This is a genomic window from Aestuariibaculum marinum (assembly GCF_014596975.1).
Lineage (GTDB): Bacteria > Bacteroidota > Bacteroidia > Flavobacteriales > Flavobacteriaceae > Aestuariibaculum > Aestuariibaculum marinum.
Window position 1 is genome coordinate 1 of sequence record NZ_JACVXD010000084.1, and the last position, 260, is coordinate 260.

Genomic DNA, 260 nt, shown 5'->3' on the forward strand with positions numbered 1-260 from the left:
AAAATCTCTTAGGTGAAGATTTTAAAAGACTCCACCCTAAATTGCAAGAAAGGTATGCATTGCCAAAAGATATACCATTCTGTGCAGAGGGGACAATGACGTATATTCAAACAGGAGCTGGGTGTCTCACTCCTTTATTAAAACTTGCAGCCAACTGGAAGTTTCTTTTTCCGGAGAGTGGTAAGAACATTCCGTTTACGATAAAAAATACATGTCGGTCATTACCTTCGGGGTTAGAAGAAGTGTATTGGGAACGTACT

1 protein-coding gene is annotated in these 260 nt (G+C 39.6%); it reads left to right on the plus strand.

From position 1 onward, the window contains the following. Positions 1-41: 41 nt before the first annotated feature. Positions 42-260, plus strand: a 219-nt coding sequence (locus ICJ85_RS16870; protein WP_394354426.1) for a DUF4166 domain-containing protein, incomplete at its 3' end; no start/stop codon positions are given.